This is a genomic window from Sphingobacteruim zhuxiongii (assembly GCF_009557615.1).
In the GTDB taxonomy this organism is placed as follows: Bacteria; Bacteroidota; Bacteroidia; order Sphingobacteriales; family Sphingobacteriaceae; genus Sphingobacterium; species Sphingobacterium zhuxiongii.
The window spans coordinates 297267-315067 of record NZ_CP045652.1; the positions used below are offsets into that span (position 1 = coordinate 297267).

Genomic DNA, 17801 nt, shown 5'->3' on the forward strand with positions numbered 1-17801 from the left:
CAAAAGTCTTGCAAAGATATTAAATCTCAAATAATTTCGGTTACGACATCATTTGGTATGTGCTTTGATATTGCATGTTTATAAAAACAATTTCTTAAATTTAAACGTATACTAAGAAAAAATTGCACATGAAAAGATTATTAATCGTATTTGTTGGCCTACTTACTGCTCTTTCGTTTAGCTCTTGTGGATACAATACCATGGTATCTCAAGACGAGAATGTAAAAGCGAAATGGGCGCAGGTCGAAAATGCGTATCAACGCAGAGCCGATCTTATTCCAAACCTTGTAGGTACTGTAAAAGGTGCAGCGCAACATGAAAAAGGAACGTTAGAAGCGGTGGTTGAAGCACGCGCGAAGGCGACTTCGGTAACAGTGGATCCATCAAATTTAAGTGAAGAAGCAATCGCTAACTTCCAACAAACGCAAGATGCGTTATCGCAATCTATCGGTCGTTTATTGGTTAGTGTAGAGGCATATCCTGATTTGAAAGCGAATTCAAACTTCCAAGAGCTACAAGCGCAATTAGAAGGTACTGAAAATAGAATCTCGGTAGAGCGTCGCGCCTATAATGATGCTGTTCAGGAGTATAACACTACAGTACGTAGCTTCCCGAACAATATTATGGCAGGTATTTTTGGTTTCAAATCTAAAGGTACTTTCAAAGCTGCTGAAGGGGCTGACAAGGCACCAACAGTATCATTTTAATGATTTTAATTGGTATTAAATCATAAAACGAAGATGAATGTTGGTAATCTTTTTTACCAAGCATTCATCTTTTTTATTGGAATAAAAATGGAAATATTCAATCAAGAGGAGCAAGAAAAGATAGTACAAGCCATTAGTTTGGCAGAGAATCAAACCTCTGGTGAGATTCGTTTGGTGGTTGAACGTCAATTACACGGTTTAGAAGCGTATGATCAAGCTAGACATTACTTCGAAAAACTAAAAATGCATCATACGAATTTACGCAACGGTGTATTAATATATCTAGCGACCGAGGATCATCAGTTTGCCATTATTGGTGATGCCGGTATCCATGCCAAAGTAGGGGATGATTTTTGGCAGAGTACAAAAGAGAAAATGGTTTCTTTCTTCCGACAGGGAGATTATACGAATGGATTAATTGAGGGGATTCACGAAGCGGGAACGCAATTAGCAACCTTCTTCCCAAGACGGTCTGATGATGTGAATGAACTTCCTAACGATATTTATTTTGGTAAACAATAAGAATATGTTCGAGAAAATGCAGAGCTATAAGAGCTCATCAAAACTAGTATTTACTTTTTTCTTGAGTTTACTATTGTCAGTTGTCGCAATGGCGCAGGATTTTCCTGCGGTTCCAAATCGATTAGTGACGGACTATACAAATACCCTAAGCTCAGCGCAACAGACAGATTTAGAGCAAAAGCTTCTAGCCTTTGAAGATTCCACATCCATACAGGTTGCTGTTGTCGTCATGAAATCGACGGGAGACTACGATATTGCAGACTATGGAGATCGACTCGCAAAACAATGGGGAATCGGAAACAAAAAATACGATAATGGTATTCTCTTCCTTGTTGCGTTAGGCGATCGTGCTGTTACTATACGAACAGGATACGGTCTTGAAGGCGCTGTTCCAGATGTTATCGCTTACCGAATTATTGAGAATAAGGTGAAACCCTTATTCAGACAAGGGAATTACTTTGCAGGAATCGATAATGGAGTGAATGCGCTTATCTCTTACACTAAAGGGGAGTATAAGGCAGATCCAAATGAAAAATACTCTACTGAAGGCGGTGGAGGAATCCCAATTATTTTTATCATCATAATAATCTTTATTGTTTTAGCGTTAATTTCTCGTTCCGGTGGTGGTGGGAAGAATGGTGGCGGACGTGTCATGAACGGTAGAGGTTCCTCAGATTTATTCTGGTGGACACTATTAAACTCATTAGGTCGAGGTGGAAATGATGATGATGGCTTTGGTGGAGGTGGCTTCGGCGGTGGTTTCGGCGGCGGCGGAGGTGGCGGCTTCGGAGGCTTCGGTGGAGGTGGCTTTGGCGGAGGCGGTGCCAGTGGGCGATGGTAGAATTAATAAAAATGTTTAACTTTATGGTAAATAATATATGAATATAATGAAAAGAGAAATTTTATGTTTGTTAGGAGCAATTCCTAGCTTATTGTTTGCCCAAGAAGGATTTTCTGTAAAGGGTAATCTAAAGAACGCTGATGCGCCAGCGAAAGTATTTATTCAGTACGCTGCAGATGGGCAACGCGTTCTTGACTCTGCGAATGTAGTAAAAGGTGTTTTTACATACAATGGTACGGTTGCGGAACCTACTCAGGCTCAGTTAATTCTTTCACCAGAAGGTGCGGGAATCAGTACATTGCGAAATCCAGATCGTACTAGTGTTTATTTATCAAAAGGTGTTATCAATGTAGTGGGAGCTACTTTGAAAGATGCGAAAGTATCGGGAAATGCAATCAATGATGACTACGCTAAATATAAGGATGCGTTAGCTCCGTTAACTGCCGAGTTTGAAGTGTTAAATAAAGAATATCAAGCAGCAACAGACGCTCAGAAAAATGACGAAGCATACGTTGGTGCATTACAAGCACGCGCAGGTGCAATCTTCGATAAGCAATCAAAAATCGGTGAAGAGTTCGCATTAAACAACCCAAATAGCTACGTAGCAATGGGTTTATTAGAGGAGTTAATTTCAGCTGAAAATGTAATTTCTGTTGGTGAACCCGCTTATAATAAGCTATCTGCGGCATTGAAAAACACAGTAAAAGGAAAAGCTATAGCGAAGAAAATTGAAACTTTGAAGAAAGTTGCGATTGGTGCTACAGCTCCTGAGTTTGCGTTGCCAGATACAACAGGTAAAGTACTTGCATTGTCCTCATTACGTGGGAAATATGTGTTAATTGACTTCTGGGCAAGCTGGTGTGGTCCTTGTCGTGGTGAGAACCCGAATGTAGTGGCTGCTTTTAATAAGTTCAAAGACAAGAACTTTACTGTATTAGGCGTTTCTTTAGATCGCGAAAATGGTAAAGAAGCTTGGATGAAAGCTATTCACGACGATAAATTGGAACAATGGCCACACGTGTCAGATTTGAAATTCTGGAAATCTGAAGTAGTAGGCTTATATGGAATCCAAGGAATTCCTCAAAACTTCTTAATTGACCCACAAGGCAAAATTATTGCTTCAAACTTACGTGGTGAAGCGCTAGAAGCGAAGTTAGCAGAGCTAATTAAGTAACAATTTAGTTGGTTTTAAAAAAATTACAAATTGAAAGGGGCTGTCTAAAAAGGTCTCTTAAAGAAAGAACCCCGTCATTAAAAAATGGCGGGGTTTTTCTGTTTTTTTGTCCTTAAGATTTTGTATCTTAAGGTGCACCCAAAAAAACAATATGGCAAACATACAATTCAAAGCGCTTCCATCCAATAGTCCGAGTCTATTTCCTGAGAATATTTTAGATCGTATTCCAATGAACCATCGGGTTCGGTTGGTGAGTCAGGTTGTTGATCAGTTGGATCTAGATCATATTATCCGTCAGTATAAAGGCGGAGGCACCACTAGTTTTCACCCTAGAATGCTCATTAAGGTGCTGTTCTATGCCTATTTAAGCAATATCTATTCTTGCCGAAAAATTGAGCGCGCCTTACAAGAGAATATCCATTTCATGTGGCTTTCGGGCAATAGCACACCTGATTATCGTACGATCAATTATTTTAGAGGAAAGCGTCTTAAAGGACAGATACAAGAGCTGTTTGCAAGTATCGTTCGTATGCTGCATGATATGGAGTATGTTAGCCTGAAAGTTCAATATGTTGATGGTACCAAGATCGAGTCGGTCGCTGGTCGTTATACGTTCGTTTGGAAGAAATCGGTCGAGAAGAATAAGGTAAAGTTAGAAGCAAACATTGCTTCGGTTCTTTCGGAAATCGAGGCTCAGATCGCCCAAGACCAATCTTCATTAGGGCATCAAGAAGTTAGCAAGGCCATTGATAGCAGTCGGTTGAAGGAAAAGATCGAAGCGATCAATGCCAAGTTCAAAGGAGCCAATAAATCTACTGATAAGCAGCTTAAGAAACTTGAAGAGGACTATTTGCCTCGACTAGAGAAATATGAAGAGCAACTGGAAGTACTGGGAGATCGCAATAGTTATAGCAAGACCGATACCGATGCTGTGTTTATGCGGATGAAAGAGGACCACATGAAGAATGGCCAGCTTAAGCCAGCCTATAATACCCAAATCAGCACCGAAGATCAGTTCATCACCCATTACAGCATCCATCAAACAACTGCCGACACCACAACCCTGCCGGAACATTTGGAAGGCTTTGAGTCCCATTACGGAAAACAAAGCGAACAGCTTGTAGCAGACGCCGGTTATGGTAGTGAACAGAACTATGAATTGATGGAAAAACAGGGCATAACTGCCTTTGTCAAGTACAATTACTTTCATGTGGAACAGAAGCGCAAGCATAAACAGGATCCTTTCTCGGTACAGAATCTGTATTACAACCAGCAAGATGACTATTATGTATGTCCGGCCGGACAGAAGCTCAGCTATATCGGTCATGCAACCAGAGTTAGTACCAATGGATATACTGCCCGGGTAAGCTGTTATCAGGCTCAGCGATGCGAAGGCTGCCCAATGCGCAGTGGGTGCCATAAAGCAAAAGGCAATCGTATTATTGAAGTGAACCACAGGCTTGATCAGCTCAAGGCTAAAGCCCGAAAAAGACTGCTATCAGAAGAGGGAATGTACCATCGAAGCAAGCGACCCATAGAAGTGGAAGCTGTTTTCGGTCAGATGAAAAGCAACAACAAGTTTACCCGGTTCACGATGAAAGGACTGGAGAAAGTCGCTGTAGAGTTCGGTTTGATGGCCATTGCTCATAACCTCAGAAAATGGGCAAAAAAGTGGGCAAACGATGTCTTGTTTCGAAATGGTTATAGCGATAAAACACTATATACGATAAAAATTGGAGTCAGGAGCGTTAAAACCACAAAATATAGACTTACTGCTTAAAACTCAAAAATGAAAACAGTAATGGAATCGCAAAAGCTATAAAACAGAAGAAGGTGCCTTTTTAGACACCTTCTTTTTAATTCAAATATCTTGTACCGTATCGCTGTTTTATACGCAAAGTATGGATTAAATATTTTTCTTATCCGAATAACGCAGTAAATACGTCTTCCAATGTGGCTACTGGACGAATAGCGATATCATACTTTTTCGCGTCTAAGCCTTTTGTGTTGTACTTGGAAATAAAGATTTGCCCAAATCCTAGTTTTTCTGCTTCTTGAATTCGCTGCTCAATACGATTGATTGCACGTATTTCACCAGACAGACCTACTTCCCCCGCAAAAGTGATATTGGAACCTAAAGGAATATCTTGTTGAGAAGAAATAATAGCGGCTATAACCGCTAAATCTATCGCAGGATCTTCTACACGTATACCTCCAGCAATATTCAAAAAGACATCTTGCGCGCTTAATCGAAAGCCAAAACGCTTTTCCAAGACTGCAAGTAGCATATTCAGTCGTTTGGTGTCAAAGCCAGTTGAACTACGTTGCGGTGTTCCATATGCTGAGTTGGAAACTAATGCCTGTACTTCAATCATCAATGGTCGCATGCCTTCTAACATGGCTGCAACAGCGGTTCCACTGACTTGCTCCTCCCGTTGAGAAAGCATAATTTCCGAAGGATTAGAAACTTCACGAAGTCCTGAACCTTGCATTTCATAGATCCCTAATTCCGAAGAAGAGCCAAAGCGATTTTTTACTGCACGTAATATGCGGTAAACGTGGTTTCTGTCGCCCTCAAATTGCAAAACCGTGTCGACCATATGCTCTAATACTTTTGGACCAGCTATTGAACCATCTTTGGTAATATGCCCAACGATGAAAACAGGTGTATTCGTTTCTTTTGCAAATCGAAGCAGCTCTGCCGTACATTCTCGAACCTGAGATACCGAACCAGGTGCTGATTCTATCTGTGCAGAATGCAAGGTTTGTATCGAATCAATGACCAACAAGTTCGGTTGAACTTGATCGATCTGTTTGAATATATTTTGCATTGACGTCTCCGTCAAGATGTAGCAGTTCGCGTTTGATGTCTGTACAAGACGTTCTGCTCGCATTTTAATCTGTTGCTCGCTTTCTTCTCCAGAGATATATAAAGTCTTAACATGGGAGACGGTTAGCGCTAATTGAAGCATCAACGTTGATTTTCCAATGCCCGGTTCTCCACCGATGAGCACTAAAGACCCTGGAACAATACCTCCACCCAATACACGATTAAATTCCTTATCAGGAGTCTCGATGCGCTGTTCCTCCGAATAAACGATTTCGTGGATAATCGCAGCTTTATTCGCGCGTTTCGTTTCGCTTTTTGAGCTTGATGTGCTTCGCCACTCGGGAACCCTAGAAGATGCTTTTTCAACCACTTCTTCTACAAATGAGTTCCATTGTTTGCAGGAAGGACACTGTCCCAACCATTTAGGAGATTCATATCCACAGGATTGACAGAAATATGCTGATTTCGTTTTTGCCATTGAGCTAAATTAAAAAAAGATAAGAACATGTTGTAACAATACTGTACTATTGTCGACAAATAAGCATAGATGTACAAAAACCTGGAACAAAAATTTGTGTCGTTGCTGGAGGAAAATCAAAATATTCTCCATAAGATCTGTAAGCTATATACTGCAGATCTAGCCTCGCATCAAGATCTTTTTCAGGAAATGGTTATCCAACTTTGGCGCTCTTATCCGAAGTTTAAAGGCGATTCTAAGTTCGCTACCTGGGCTTATCGTGTTTCGTTGAATACGGCAATATCGCTCTACCGTGGCCGAAAAACAAAGATTACAACGGTAGATTGGGATAATTCACTTGCTAATATTCGTTATGAAGAGTATAACTCCGAAGCGGAAGAACGTTTGAAATTCCTATATGAATCCGTGCGTCAACTAAATGATATTGATAAGGCATTAGTCTATATGTATCTCGAAGACAAAGATTATGTCGAGATCTCCGAAACCTTAGGTATCAGCGAAGTGAATGCACGTGTAAAGATGAATCGGATTAAAACCAAATTGAAAAGTATGTTGTCAAAACAAAAAATAGCGTAATGGACGAATTGGATTTTTTAAAACAACATTGGAAAAAAGATGATGATTTTCCGAAGGTCGATAAGGAGGGCATACGCAAGATGTTGCACAATAGTTCCTCGTCAATCGTCAAGTGGATATTCTATATCAGTCTTATTGAGTTATTTGTCGGGCTAGCGCTAAATTTCTTCATTCCTTCCGATAGCAATTCGGAATTTGATTCGGAATTATTTACTCTCTTCGAATATATTCTATCTGGTATTTTTTATATCATTGTTGCTTATTTTATTTTCAAATTCTTTTCCGCATACCGCAGTATAAAGAATACTAATAATACGAAGGTTCTGCTTCACGATATTCTAGAAACTCGCAAAGCCGTTGATCAGTATATACGTTTCAATATCTATTATATATCATTTATTTCCGTCCTTGTGACGATATCTATGTTCTTTGAAGATCACATATTTGAAAGAAGTTGGGGAGAGGCTTTATTTATGGTTATTGCCATCTCAATTGTAATGCTTCTGGTTATGTTGGTATTTTTATGGATCGTCAAATTATACTACAAATTGCTTTACCGTCGATTAGTCAATAAATTGAATAAGAATTACGAGGAGCTTGTAAAACTCGATGAGGAAGAATAGTGTATCGGTATATCAAATTAGAGTTTATATCACATAAATTTCAGCATACTTAGCGCTCAAGTACGTAAACCGAACCGGACAACGAATACTAGCATTTTAGCTTACATATGGACTGCGCCGCATCCGAATGGGTCTGCTCCGAAGCAGTCTCGAAGAATTCCTAACTATATTCTAATTTTTCTTGCGATGTAAGGAGAGTGAACATGCGGCTGAATAGGTGATTTATAAAACTTATTAGTGAGTTTTGGTAGCGGAATCGGTCTCATTTTCTTTCAAAACCCTTATAAAATTTAATCCCATTATCTTTGCTAGATCTTGTTGACTATAGCCTTTTTCCAGTAGTGCTTTTGTTAGAATTGGGAACTTGGAAACATCTTCCAATTGCTGAGGAGCCGAGTTTATTCCATCAAAATCAGAACCAATAGCAACATGATCTATCCCAACTTTGGAAACTAAATAATCGATATGTTTTAAAACATGCTCAAAAGGGGCATCTGCCTTATATTTTACCTTTGCCGGTAGTTTGCTATACATCTTATCGACAGAGATATTTGCTTCTGCCTTATCTTTAAAGTGAGCTTTATAAAGGCGCTTGACACGCGAGCGAAAGTTTGAATCGAGAAACTCCGAATAGAAATTTACGCCAACAACACCTCCATTTTTCTTCAGTGCTACTAATTGTTTATCATCAAGATTGCGGTAATGCGGTGTTAATGCTGCAGCATTGCTGTGAGAAACCAATACCGGTTTTGTCGAAATACTTAAAACATCATAGAATGTTTGTTTTCCAGCATGAGATAAGTCAATCATCATTCCCAGTTCGTTCATTCGTTTTATGATAGCTTTCCCCTGCTCGTTTAGGCCCTTATTTTTGGTGCCTTTCGTTTTTACTTCAATGGCTGCGGCACTCGCCCAAGGTAAATTGTAATTCCAAGTTAGGGTAAGATAACGAGCCCCACGGTCGTATAGTTTCTCTAAATTACTAATACTTCCCTCAATCATGTTGCCCCCCTCAATACCAATTAAAGCTGCGATTTTTCCGGATTGTTGAATACGGTCAATATCTGCGCTATTTTTAGCAAGTTCAATCTTACTTGTATTCTTTTGGATCATGGATTCCAAGGCATCGATCTGATCATTCGCATGTTTAAAGGCGCCTTTCTGATATTTTTTATCGTCAGACCAAACAGCGAATACTTGAACATCGACCCCACCTTCTTGGAGTCTAGGTAAATCCGTATGCCCCGTTTTTAACCGCTTCCCTATATCTTTTCCTGGTAATATACTTTCAATGATTACATCATTATGGCCATCAACGACTAAGAGTTCCTGATGGATCTTTTTATAATCTTGCGCTTTTACCGAAGTACAGCAAGCTCCTATGATTGCGGTAAGTAAGAGAAACTTGTTCATTATTTAGCGTTGTTGATCGTTTGATAAATAACGTCTTGTATGCGACTGCGAATATTTAGTTCAGATAATTTGGGGCTCACTTGCGGATGAACACGATTGGATAGGAAAATATAGACAAACTGATTCCTTGGATCGATCCAAATACAGGTTCCCGTGTATCCCGTATGCCCATATACCGATTCATTTGCTAGTTTCGAAGGATAATCAGCACCTGGTTTGGGATCATAGCGATCGAATCCCAAGCCGCGTCGAGAGCTTGCCGATTGTTTCGACGTAAACAAATCGATCGTTTCTGGCTTAAAATACTGAACGCCACCATAACTTCCGCGATTTAATAGCATTTGACCGTAAATTGCTAAATCATTGGCGGAAGAAAAAAGTCCAGCATGACCAGCAACGCCTCCCGCCATTGCGGCGCCCTCATCGTGCACAAATCCTTGTAATAGTGATTTACGAAAAACAGTATCGTTTTGCGTTGGAACTATTTTATTTATGTCGAAGCGGTTTCTTGGTAGATAACCCGCGGTTTTCATTCCAATGCGCTTATATAAGATTTGTTGTACATAGTCCTGCATAGGGACAGAAGTTTCATGTTCAGAAACTTCTTTCATCACGTACATACTAATGTCGGAATACACATAATTGCCAATAGGTTTAACCGGGGAGTTCAGCATCTCAGGCCACATGACGTCTTGGTAGTAATTATTTTTCAAGAAAGCATTGTCTGCCACTTGAACTTGATGCTCGGCATCTTTTGTTCTTAGTAAATCTCCGGGTTTTAACTCTTTATAAAACGGTATAAACGGGGTAAAGCCTGCTTCGTGTAGTAACACCGTACGCAGCGTGATGTTGGCTTTGTTTGTCTGTTTCGCCTGCCATAGATAGTGCCCCATGGTGCTATCTAAATTGATAATACCTTTCTCTTGTAGATGCATGACAACAGGCGTGGTTCCAGCAATCTTACTAACCGATGCCAAGTCGAATATGTCATTTAATTGTGTCGCTTGTTTTTTGTCATAGGTGTGACTTCCATAAGCTTTTTCAAAGATGACCTGTCCATCTTTTACTGCCATAACGACAATAGCCGGTGCTGCATGTTGATCTATTGCTTCCTTCGCTATTGCATCAATACGTTTCCCCATTTTTTGTAGATCCATATCAGATCTTACCCCATCAACATACTGTAGACGTGTTTGTTCTGTTTTTAAAGTGTCTTGTGTAATCCCAAGACCTCCAAAAATAGACATCGCCGCATATTCTTGTGCCTGAGCCCCTGTGTCAGCAATGCGAAGCAGGCTAGTAAATTTGCGCAATTGTTGGGGAGTTACACTTAGATTGGTGAAATCATACTCGGACCCGAATTGGCAGAGAATGACGTTTTTATTGTTTACCGCTGACTGAACCAACATAGCGAGTTGAGCCGGATGCAGCTCACTAGCAGTGCCAGCAACGATTATCGTATTGTAGTATTTTGTTTTTTCATCGTATTGTTGAAAATCTAGCGTCTGAATTTCGGAATAACGCTGTAATTGCTCGATGAACGCATTGTATTTAGTGCTATTCGGCGTTACTACAGCAATCTTATATTGATCAAGGCTCTTTAACGGGATAATGTTGTTTACATTGCTTTCTAGCCTAGTTTTGTTTTCTACAGTTTGTTTATACTGAGCGTTAGAAACTTGCGCTTGTAGGATCAGCGCAAGGAATGCGATGCCGATGGTACGAATCATACGATGATGTTGGTTTATTCATGTAAATGTACTAATAAAACGCACAAACGTGCATCGCTGTGCTGTAATAAATTCAGTATATTTGATTGTATGCCCGAATCTGTAGACAATAAAACGGTTTTTACCCTGCTTGAAGTTTCCCGAAGTATTCAGAAAACAATTGCCGATAGGTATAAAAGTTTGTATTGGATCAAAGCGGAAATGAACAAGCTGAACCATTATACCCATTCTGGACATTGTTACCCGGAGTTATTGGAAAAGAATGATGGACGTGTAGTTGCTGAAATGCGGTCTATTCTTTGGAAGATGGACTACCAGCGCATAAATCGGCAATTTTTAGAAGTCCTAGGTGAACCACTACGCGATGGGATTACGGTTTTGATGCAGGCAGGAATATCGTACGATCCGCTTTATGGTTTTAGTCTAAAAATTGTTGACATCGATCCAACCTTTGTTTTAGGTGAATTGGAGCGGGAAAAAAAAGAAGCTATTCGACTTTTAAAAGAAGAAGGGCTCTATGATGCAAATAAGCAACTTCCGTTTCCGTTAATTCCTAAACGCTTGGCAATTGTATCGGTTGAAACAAGTAAAGGATTGTCCGATTTTTACAAAATTATAAAGGGAAATCCATGGGGTTATAAAATCGAAACAACGCTTTATCCGGCTTTATTGCAAGGGGATAAATCCATTGCCTCGATAATAAATCAACTTAGCAATATTGCTGAAAAGATAGAAGAATTTGACGCTGTTGCTATTATTCGAGGTGGAGGCGGTGAAGTTGGATTAAGTTCATACAATAACTATTTGCTAGCAAAGGCAATTGCCATGTTTCCGATTCCTGTTCTGACAGGTATTGGGCACTCGACTAATGAGACGGTGAGCGAGATGGTAGCCTATAAAAATGCCATTACACCGAGTGAATTGGCAGATTTTCTTTTGCAAAAGTTTCATAACTTTTCCATTCCTACGGATAAAGCGAAAGAACGTTTGCTTCGTGCAGTGCGCGAGCAGTTTGTTCAGAATGAGCAGCAATTGAAGCAGCTAGCACAAGCGATAACATGGAATAGTAAAGCGGTATTTTTAACCGAGCGGAATAAATTAAGTCATTTTGGAATTCATATGCAGCTGTATAGCAAGAATTTGATTAAAGACGAGAAGTCTAAATTAGTGCATATTGAACAGAAGCTAGGCTTGTTAAGTCCTATTCATATTTTGAAACGAGGATTTAGCATTGTTAGGAAAAATGGTAAAGCTGTTCAGCACGTTAATCAAGTTGAATTAGAGGATTTATTAGAAATTCAAGTGGAAGACGGAATTTTACAGTCAAAAGTGGTTAATAAAGAGCAATATGGAAAATAAGTATACTTACCAAGATGCCTTTCTTGAATTGCAGCAAATAGTTGCAGAGATTGAAGAGGGTGAAGTATCTGTCGATGAGTTGTCGGCAAAGATTTCACGAGCATCTTCGCTATTGGCAATCTGTAAAGCCAAACTTACGGATTCAGAGAAAGAAGTGGAAAAATTGCTAGAGAAGCTGGATAAAAGCGATGCCATTAGCGAATAAAACAAAGCGTCTACCTGTGGAAGAAATTCCATTGCTGTTGTCTGCTATTGGTCGTGACAGGGACCAACAGGCCTATAAACGTGTGTTTTATTTTTACTATCAAGATTTAGTGCGCTATAGTTTCTCCATTGTTCGAGATTATTCGATTGCAGAAGATGTAGTAGCCGATGTATTATTGAAGCTATGGCTCCTGGAGGGTAAAGCGATGGAAATACAAAATCTCTCTTTCTACTTGTTTCGAGCTGTGAAGAATTCTTCGCTTAATGAGCTTACTAAGCTACAGCGGCAAGATAGCCTAGATCAAAATTATGAGGTCATGGATCCTCAGAATCCAGAACAACTAACAATCTCTAAAGAATTTGTTGCGAATATTGAACATGCGATAGAACTACTACCTCCAAAATGTAAAACGGTCTTTTTGTTAGTGCGGGAGCAACAACTTTCGTATGCAGAAGCAGCCGATCTTCTTGGGATTTCTATCAACACGGTTAATAGACATGTGCAGCTTGCTTTGAGCAAACTGTATGAATTGATTAATAAAAAATAAAATTAATATACTGACAGTCAGCTAGATGAAAAATAATTTCATTTTTGATTGGCGATTTTTGAGTATATCGTTGTCTTCTCTTTAAAACCTGCTTTATGCACCATTCGGAAAAGGATCATTTTTTTACATTGCTAGATAACAAGCTTCAAGGAACTTTGTCGGCTGACGAGCTGAAAGAGTTAGAGGCTTTAGTCGCTTCCAATCAGGATTACAAGCAATTCTACTCCATGGTATTTTCTTCATCACAGGTAGACATTACGAATGTGGATCTTGCTTTCGATCGGCAAATAGAAAAAATTGAAGCTTTACAGAAACCTCAAATTCGTTCTATTTGGCCTAAATATTTGCGAATTGCCGCAAGCATTTTGTTGCTGGGCTTGCTAGGCTATTTTGCGTTGTATTTTACTAATTCTAATTCGGAGCAAGTGTATATGACGATGAATGGAGAAAGGGAGTTCTTTAAATTGGAAGATGGTACTGAGGTTTGGTTGAATGGCGGTAGTAAATTACGTATTTCATCGGAGTTTGGGGAGCAGGATCGTCGTGTTGAATTGGAAGGTGAGGGATATTTTCACGTGGCGAAAGATGCCAAAAAACCTTTTTTCGTTAATGCAAAGAATACGCAAATTCGAGTGTTGGGAACAACCTTCAATGTACGTGCTTACGCTGAGGAAGACAAAACCGAAACTATCCTTATCGAAGGAAAAGTGGAATTAAAGGCAGGAGAAAAACATCAGCCCTATACCATGTCGCCCGGAGAAAAAGTTGCTGTAGTTTCAAGTTCTGATGCGCAAGCGGCATTATCTGCAGATGATGGTCGTGTAACGCAACTTGGGGATGTCGCATTAGTAGTCTCGAGTAAGGATCTTGGTAATCTTACAAATTCCAAAGAGATCCAATGGCGTTCAAATAAGCTGGTTTTTGATAATGAGTCGATGTCTATTGTGTTTTCAAAGTTGGAGAAATGGTACAATGTGAAGATTGAGACGACAGTAGGTGACATCAATAAAAGCCGCTTTTCCGGTTATTTCAATGATGTTCCTATTGACGAAGTGTTGAAAACATTGAAAGAGACAGGTAATATCAAATCTTTTAAACGTGTAGGAAATAGCTATACGGTAGAGTAAACTAAACAATATAAATTTTTTGTTTTTCAAAGACATTACCCACTGATTTGGGTGAGGTGGAACTGTATTGCCTTTGATTTTATTAACCAGAAAATACACTAACTAATATGAAAATTAAATTACTGATGTATTTAGCGTTCTCGTTTTCCTTATTATCCATAGGAAATACGACGCTTGCACAGCGAACAAATACTTTTACGCTACAACGATCTGTTCCATTGAAGAGCAGTTTAAAGGAGCTGGAAAAAAAATTTAATGTGCATTTTAATTTTAATGATCAACTTATTGAGCGGTATCAATCAGGTCCATTGCATGTGGAAAATGGAACTGTTGAAGATTGCTTAAGAAGTTTATTACAGAAAACAAACTTGTCCTTTCGTAAACTCGATGCCAATACTTACTCAATTTTTGAAGATAAAACTAAGCAATCTAAATTCGTCGTTCGCGGTCTAGTTTTGGACGCTTCGGGAGCACCTTTACGTAATGCAAGTGTGAAGGAACTTGGAGGAGCTGCAGCGACAGAGTCTGATAATCAGGGACAATTTGAAATAGAGGTTTCTGATTCTAAAAGCAAGATTCGAGTGAGTCATGTGAGCTTTCAAGCCATTGAAACTAAGTTGGATACCGCAAGAGCAAAGGCCTCCGCTAATGGGATTGAACGCTTAACAATTATCTTAAATACCAAAGATCAGTTGATCGACTCGGTTACTGTTGTGGTGAATTCGGGATATCAAAAATTATCGAAAGAACGCAGTACGGGTTCCTTTTCGGTTGTGAAAGGAAGTCAATTGGCCGAGAAGAGCGGGAGTATGAACGTACTAGATCGTTTAGAAGGCTTGACACCTGGCTTGGCGGTGAATTACGGTGAAGGGAATGACAAGATGTTAATGCGTGGGGTTTCCTCTGTGAATTTGAGCAGGAAACCACTTGTCGTATTAGATGGGGTTCCGATGGCTGAGTACAATGACATTGAGTCTTTGGTGAACCCTCAGGATGTTCAAGATGTGACCATGTTGCGTGATGCGACTGCAGCATCTATTTGGGGAGCGCAGGCTGCAAATGGCGTTATCGTGATTACGACGAAGAGCGGTAATTTTAATAGTGAAGGGGTGAAAATTAACTACGACGGCTTTGTGTCGCTACGGGGAACACCTTCATATGATTACATGAACAGAATGTCTTCGTCGGAATTTATTGACGCGGCAAAGGGAATAATGCTGGATCCAGCTTATGTTAACGCTTTTCCGCTTTCTACAGTCAATAGTTCAGGGTATCCAAAGATTTATCCTCATGAGCAGTTGTTTTACGATTTGAATGCTGGTTTAATCAATGACGCTAGTGCCAATCGTGGATGGGACTCCCTTTCGGTATTGAATAATCGCGCTCAAATCGAAAAGTATTTCTATTCGCCCTCGTTACTTACTTCACACAACATGAATTTCTCTGGAGGGGGCAAAGTGAATCGATTTTATTCTTCAGTAAGCTATAACCGTAATAACAAATATGATAAATCTTCCAAAGATCGCTTTACTGTTTCATTAAAGGAAGAGTGGAATCTGTCACCTCGCCTTAATATAGATCTTACGGCGAATATGGCTTATGAAAACTACAATACAAATCAAATGAGCTATCCTATGGGCTTGGATGACTATACGCCATATGCGATGTTTGCAGATGCTTCGGGAAATGCACTAGATCAATCTTATCTCTACCTGACAGAGACAGCAAGGCAGGCGGCCATTTCTAAAAGTAAACTCCCGCTTTCTTATGTTCCGTTGAACGAAGAGGGAAATTTACTTAATAATAATAAGAATTTTGTAGGTCGTGTAAATGCGGGGTTCCGATTGGGACTTATTGATGGTTTAAATTGGTCAAGTAGAGCACAGTTTCAAAAGGGATTTGATAAGGGATATTCATTTGCCAATGATAATGTGTATCGTACGCAATTGGAGAAGATTCAGTTTACCGCGAATCCAACTGTAGCAGGCGGAAACCCAACCTATTATTTACCTATTAAAGGAGGAGAGTATAGTACGCAAGATAATAGGAATACTTCATGGACATTTAGAACGCAACTTGACTACGAGAAAAAAATAAATGAGCTGCATCAATTGACTTTATTGGCGGGTTTTGAAAGTAGAAATACCATTTACGATATTCAAAGAACCTATACGAAAGGCTACGATTTTCAAACGCAAAAATACTCATCTTTTGATCAGAAATTTTTAGAATCGACAGGTGTTTCCAATCCTGTTCTATCTAGTAGTTCGAGAGGTGTAGGGAATAGTATATTAGCCTATATACCGTTGCAAAACGCCGAAAGTGAACTACGATTCGTGTCTTTTTATGGTAACGCCGCATATAGTTATGATAACCGTTATAACTTTAATGGTAGCTTGAGATATGATCAGTCCAATTTATTTGGAAAGAATAGTAGCAGCCAAAATAAACCTATATGGAGTACTGGCTTAAGCTGGAATATTCATAATGAATCCTTTTTCACTGCAGCCGATCAGACTAAATTAACGTTGCGTGTTACCTACGGTATTGCAGGTAATTCACCCAAACCAGGATTGGGTGGACCTTATGATATACTCTATGCGGTAAACGACCAACGCTTTGAGGGCTTAGGTACAGGTTATATAATCATTAGCCCGGCAAATAATCAATTAGTGTGGGAAAAAACCAATACATTCAATGCAGGAATTGACTTTGCATTTCTCCAAAACCGTATTTCAGGATCTTTAGACTTTTATGATAGACAAACCTCTAATTTATTAGGAGAGCGCCCTGTTGACCCTACGACCGGCTGGAGTTCTTCTTTTGGAAATTTAGGCGATCTCTATAACCGAGGGTTTGAATTAGGGATCAATACAAGAAATATAAGTAAAGAAGACTTTCAATGGTCAACGAACTTCAATATAGCCTACAACAAAAGTAAGATAACTAAATTGAAGAATTATGTAAGTCCAAATGCTTTAAACACTGTTTCAAAGCCATTTGTTGAGGGCTACTCGGCCTTTAGTTTATTGGCATTTCAATATGCTGGATTAGACCAGAATGGTAATCCGCAAGTCGTAAAAGAAAACGGTGAAAAGATAAGCTTTACTAGGGACTTAGAGCTTCAAGATGTAAATTATGAGGGGACCACACAACCCCTAGTCTACGGTGGTATGACGAACACTTTTAATTATAAGAATGTTGGATTGTCATTTCTCCTAGTGTATAATTTCGGTCATGTGATGCGTCAGGAGCTAAATAATGTCTTCTCTGGTCGGATACAGCAAAACTTGAGTCGGGAATTTGATAAGCGGTGGAAGCAGGCCGGAGATGAGGCGATAACGAATATTCCTAAATATATTCCTAGTGACTCGCAAAGCGAAAATGATAGAGCGATTACGTTTTACAATTATGCAGATGCGAATGTGCAATCAGCATCCTATTTGAGATTGAGGGATGTAACGCTTTCTTATGTCTTACCAAAAGATTTAATCAGACGTTTGACACTAGAGCGTGTTCGCATCTATGCACAAGCGAATAATATCTTATTATGGACTAAGAACAAAGATAATATAGATCCTGAATATTATAATCTTGCATCTGGATATCGTGTTCCAAAAATGCCAGCTTTCTATACGTTTGGACTCAATCTTAACTTTTAAACCTTCC

14 protein-coding genes and 1 pseudogene are annotated in these 17801 nt (G+C 39.5%); 12 read left to right on the forward strand and 3 right to left on the reverse strand.

The features are described from left to right. The first annotated feature begins 128 nt into the window (after positions 1-128). The 5 genes and pseudogenes from GFH32_RS01260 to GFH32_RS01280 form a co-directional block, all read left to right on the forward strand. Positions 129-707, forward strand: a complete 579-nt coding sequence (locus GFH32_RS01260) for a LemA family protein (RefSeq protein WP_153509355.1) — start codon at positions 129-131, stop codon at positions 705-707. Between the two features lie 87 nt (positions 708-794). Beyond that, on the forward strand, positions 795-1229 hold the full coding sequence (locus tag GFH32_RS01265) for a TPM domain-containing protein (RefSeq protein WP_153509356.1): 435 nt from the start codon (positions 795-797) through the stop codon (positions 1227-1229). A 4-nt stretch (positions 1230-1233) separates the two neighbouring features. Then, complete coding sequence (locus GFH32_RS01270) at positions 1234-2070, forward strand: TPM domain-containing protein (protein WP_228384183.1); 837 nt, start codon at positions 1234-1236, stop codon at positions 2068-2070. A 46-nt stretch (positions 2071-2116) separates the two neighbouring features. Continuing rightward, complete coding sequence (locus tag GFH32_RS01275; protein WP_153509357.1) at positions 2117-3244, forward strand: TlpA disulfide reductase family protein; 1128 nt, start codon at positions 2117-2119, stop codon at positions 3242-3244. 151 nt (positions 3245-3395) lie between these two features. Beyond that, positions 3396-4916, forward strand: a pseudogene (locus tag GFH32_RS01280) (IS1182 family transposase); the annotation flags it as partial. A 247-nt stretch (positions 4917-5163) separates the two neighbouring features. On the opposite strand, the gene radA reads toward GFH32_RS01280, so the two are convergent. Beyond that, positions 5164-6552 carry a DNA repair protein RadA gene (gene radA, locus GFH32_RS01285; RefSeq protein WP_153509358.1) on the reverse strand — a complete coding sequence of 463 codons (1389 nt, stop codon included), beginning with the start codon at positions 6550-6552 and terminating at the stop codon, positions 5164-5166. 69 nt (positions 6553-6621) lie between these two features. On the opposite strand from radA, the gene GFH32_RS01290 reads away from it, so the two are divergent. Continuing rightward, positions 6622-7128: an RNA polymerase sigma factor gene (locus GFH32_RS01290; protein ID WP_153509359.1), complete on the forward strand. Its 507-nt coding sequence runs from the start codon at positions 6622-6624 to the stop codon at positions 7126-7128. Further along, positions 7128-7751 (forward strand): hypothetical protein, encoded by a 624-nt coding sequence (locus GFH32_RS01295; RefSeq protein ID WP_153509360.1) that lies wholly within the window; start codon positions 7128-7130, stop codon positions 7749-7751. The genes GFH32_RS01290 and GFH32_RS01295 overlap by 1 nt, the downstream gene beginning before the upstream one ends. Positions 7752-7985: 234 nt before the next feature. Here the strand turns inward: GFH32_RS01295 and GFH32_RS01300 are convergent, their stop codons facing one another. Continuing rightward, a complete protein-coding gene (locus GFH32_RS01300; protein WP_153509361.1) occupies positions 7986-9164 on the reverse strand; it encodes a dipeptidase in 1179 nt (392 codons plus the stop codon). After that, positions 9164-10894: a serine hydrolase domain-containing protein gene (locus tag GFH32_RS01305; RefSeq protein WP_153509362.1), complete on the reverse strand. Its 1731-nt coding sequence runs from the start codon at positions 10892-10894 to the stop codon at positions 9164-9166. The genes GFH32_RS01300 and GFH32_RS01305 overlap by 1 nt, the downstream gene beginning before the upstream one ends. Positions 10895-10984: 90 nt before the next feature. Here GFH32_RS01305 and xseA point away from each other — a divergent pair, with 90 nt between their 5' ends. The 5 genes from xseA (at position 10985) to GFH32_RS01330 (ending at position 17794) form a co-directional block, all read left to right on the forward strand. Then, on the forward strand, positions 10985-12253 hold the full coding sequence (gene xseA, locus GFH32_RS01310; protein ID WP_153509363.1) for an exodeoxyribonuclease VII large subunit: 1269 nt from the start codon (positions 10985-10987) through the stop codon (positions 12251-12253). Then, entirely contained in the window at positions 12243-12458 is a 216-nt protein-coding gene (gene xseB, locus GFH32_RS01315; protein WP_153509364.1) for an exodeoxyribonuclease VII small subunit, read from the forward strand. Before xseA ends, xseB begins: the two co-directional genes overlap by 11 nt. After that, positions 12442-13005, forward strand: coding sequence for a sigma-70 family RNA polymerase sigma factor (locus GFH32_RS01320; protein WP_153509365.1), 564 nt, complete (start codon positions 12442-12444; stop codon positions 13003-13005). The genes xseB and GFH32_RS01320 overlap by 17 nt, the downstream gene beginning before the upstream one ends. A gap of 95 nt (positions 13006-13100) precedes the next feature. After that, a complete protein-coding gene (locus GFH32_RS01325; protein ID WP_153509366.1) occupies positions 13101-14132 on the forward strand; it encodes a FecR family protein in 1032 nt (343 codons plus the stop codon). A 107-nt stretch (positions 14133-14239) separates the two neighbouring features. After that, positions 14240-17794, forward strand: coding sequence for a SusC/RagA family TonB-linked outer membrane protein (locus GFH32_RS01330; RefSeq protein ID WP_153509367.1), 3555 nt, complete (start codon positions 14240-14242; stop codon positions 17792-17794). Positions 17795-17801 lie beyond the last annotated feature (7 nt).